The organism is Undibacterium sp. RuTC16W (assembly GCF_049339445.1).
Lineage (GTDB): Bacteria > Pseudomonadota > Gammaproteobacteria > Burkholderiales > Burkholderiaceae_D > Undibacterium.
The window spans coordinates 1-2,576 of sequence record NZ_JBMPPE010000016.1 but is presented as its reverse complement, the minus strand read 5'-3'; the positions used below and the strand labels follow the sequence as shown (position 1 = coordinate 2,576).

The window sequence follows — 2,576 nt, the reverse complement described above, 5'->3', positions numbered from 1 at the left end:
TTCAAGAACTGCTCATTACCAACCATCCCGATCTTAGTGACACCAAGGCGCTGTGCCGTTGCCATCACATGGGCTACCGACTTGTACGCCACCAGCTTGTTGGGCCGCAGATGCACTTCCGGCTGATTCGGCGTCGTCGCCACCGTCAGCAGACGCGACTCGAGATCGGCATTGTTCTGGATCGCAACACCATTCCAGAGAACGGTGCCGTCAAAGTCGACGTCAATGGAGATGACTTCGGGTTTTTCCTGCGTATTGGCCGGCGGTGCATTGACCGGCATGTTCAGGTTCACCGCATGATTTTGAATCGGGATGGTGATGATGAGCATGATGATCAGTACCAGCATGACGTCAATTAAGGGCGTCATGTTCATTTCGATCATGACGTCCGGTTCACCTGAGCTCCCTGAGCCTAGTTGCATTCCCATGGTGTTCCTTTCTTAGCCCTTTGGCGGGGGTTCTGTGACGAAGCCGACCTTGGCGATCCCGGCGCGCTGGGCGGTCAGGATGACTTTGCCGACAAATTCGTAGCGGGTGTTCTGGTCACCACGAATATGCAGTTCCGGTTGCGGTACCTGGACTGCGACGACTTTGAGTTTGTCGAGCAGGATGTCGGTACTGGCGACAGGGGCTTCGTTCCAGAACATGTCGCCGTCTTTGTTGATGGCGATGTTGATGTTTTCTGGTTTGGTTTTGTACGGCTGGTTGGTTTCCGATGGAAGCTTGACCGGGACCGTGTGGGTGACGACGGGGATGGTGATCAGGAAGATGATCAGCAAGACCAGCATGACGTCGACCAATGGGGTGGTGTTGATGGTGCTGTTGACTTCGTCTTCGCCGTCACCATCGTTGCCGATTGCCATTGCCATAATTATTCTCTTTCAGATAAGCGAACTTCTTCAACTGTCTCTCTTTCCCGACGCGCCTGGCGCCGGGTGGGAGTGTGTTTCTTCTGGCCGGCTGACTTAGGCTTTTTTGGACATGACGCCAGACAAGACGACGGAGTGCAGGTCGGCGCTGAAGGCGCGGACGTCTTCCATGGCGCTCTTGTTGCGGCGGACCAGGAAGTTGTAGCCTAATACGGCGGGAACCGCGACTGCCAGACCAATGGCGGTCATGATCAGGGCTTCACCTACCGGACCGGCGACTTTGTCGATGGAGGCTTGGCCGGCGATACCGATCGCTGTCAGGGCGTGGTAGATACCCCAGACGGTACCGAACAGACCAACGAACGGGGCGGTAGAGCCGACTGTGGCGAGGAAGGCTAAGCCATCTTGCAGACGGCTTTGGACTTTTTCTACGGCGCGCTGGATGGACATGGAGATCCAGGAGTTGAGGTCGATCTGTTCTAACAGGGCGCCTTCGTGGTGGTCACTGGCTTTGGTGGCGGATTCGGCGATGAAGCGGAATGGGCTGCCTTCTTTTAAGCTGGTGATGCCGGCATTGACGGAGGTGGCTTTCCAGAATTTGCTCTGGGCATCTTTGGCTTGGCCGGACAGTTTGACCTGGTCGACGATTTTGGTGATGAGGATGTACCAGCTGCCCATGGACATGATGAACATGATGATGAGGGTGCCTTTGGCGACGAAGTCACCGGTTTTCCAGAGGGCGTCGAGTCCGTAGGGGTTGTCGACTTTGTCTTTGGCTTCAGCGGCTGGGGCGGCGCCTTCAGCTGCGGGGGCAGCGGCAGCGGGGGCGGCATCTGCTGGAGCGGCGGCGGCGGGGGCTGCACTGGCAGCGGCGCTGGCGGATTCTTGGGCGATGGCGGCGTGGGCGGTGACGGCGATGATGGCGGCGGCCAATAGGGCTTTCAGGCTGAATTTCATGGGTGTGCTTCCTTCGTAAATTTGAATTTCAAATGCTGTTACTGTGGTTGTGGCTGTTTTTGTTGCTGTTGTTCGGTCTTGCTTAGTCGAGTTTCCAGACGTATTGGACTTTGGTGGTGGTGGCTTGGGGCTTGCCGTCTACGGTACCTGGTTTGTTTTTGCAGGCGCCTGACATGAGCTGGGAGCGCACGGCGTTGTCGAGTCCGCGGAAACCGCTGGATTTTTCAATTTTGACGTCGTTGACGTTGCCGTCCGCGCCGATCGCAACCAAGAGGACGACGGTGCCGGTTTCTTCATTGCGCAGTGAGGCACGCGGGTATTCGGGTTTGCAGCCGGGGACGTTGAAGTCGATCACGCCGGGGATGGTGATGGCGCCGACGGGTTTGGCGTCAACGACCGGGGGCAACGTCGATTTGGGCAACACGTTGCTGTCTGGCCGGACCTGGGAGGTCTGGGAGATGGTGTTGGGGGTGACGACTTGTTGCTGTACCTGGACTTCCGGCGGGGGAATGAACGGGGGGGGCGGTGCCAGCAGCTTTGGCGGCGGCGGTGGCGGTATGTCTGGTGGTGGCGGCGGCGGTTTGATTTCTTCGACGAGTTTGGTCTCCAGGGGCTTTTGGATGAACTCGACTACTTTGACCCCTAATCCGTTGATCAGGGCGTACACGAGTACGACGTGAAATGCAACGACCAGCCCTATCCCTAGCAACTTCTTGCCCGGCTCTTGCTGGCGATTTGAAAAATCCATAC

General features: G+C 57.4%; 4 protein-coding genes. All 4 read right to left on the bottom strand.

All coding sequences use genetic code 11. The features are described 5' to 3' along the window. A partial coding sequence (locus tag ACO0K4_RS19370; RefSeq protein ID WP_422958316.1) for an ExbD/TolR family protein occupies nt 1-428 on the bottom strand: 428 nt, incomplete at its 3' end. Nucleotides 429-440: 12 nt separating this feature from the next. Beyond that, nucleotides 441-869: an ExbD/TolR family protein gene (locus ACO0K4_RS19365; RefSeq protein WP_422958315.1), complete on the bottom strand. Its 429-nt coding sequence runs from the start codon at nt 867-869 to the stop codon at nt 441-443. 96 nt (nt 870-965) lie between these two features. Beyond that, complete coding sequence (locus tag ACO0K4_RS19360) at nt 966-1,826, bottom strand: MotA/TolQ/ExbB proton channel family protein (RefSeq protein ID WP_422958314.1); 861 nt, start codon at nt 1,824-1,826, stop codon at nt 966-968. 82 nt (nt 1,827-1,908) lie between these two features. Then, nucleotides 1,909-2,576 (bottom strand): energy transducer TonB (locus ACO0K4_RS19355; protein WP_422958313.1); only part of this gene is annotated, 668 nt, incomplete at its 5' end.

Coding starts and splice junctions, on each gene's coding strand:
- ACO0K4_RS19365 (WP_422958315.1), bottom strand. CDS start 869: ATGGCAATGGCAATCGGCAACGATGGTGACGGCGAAGACGAAGTCAAC.
- ACO0K4_RS19360 (WP_422958314.1), bottom strand. CDS start 1,826: ATGAAATTCAGCCTGAAAGCCCTATTGGCCGCCGCCATCATCGCCGTC.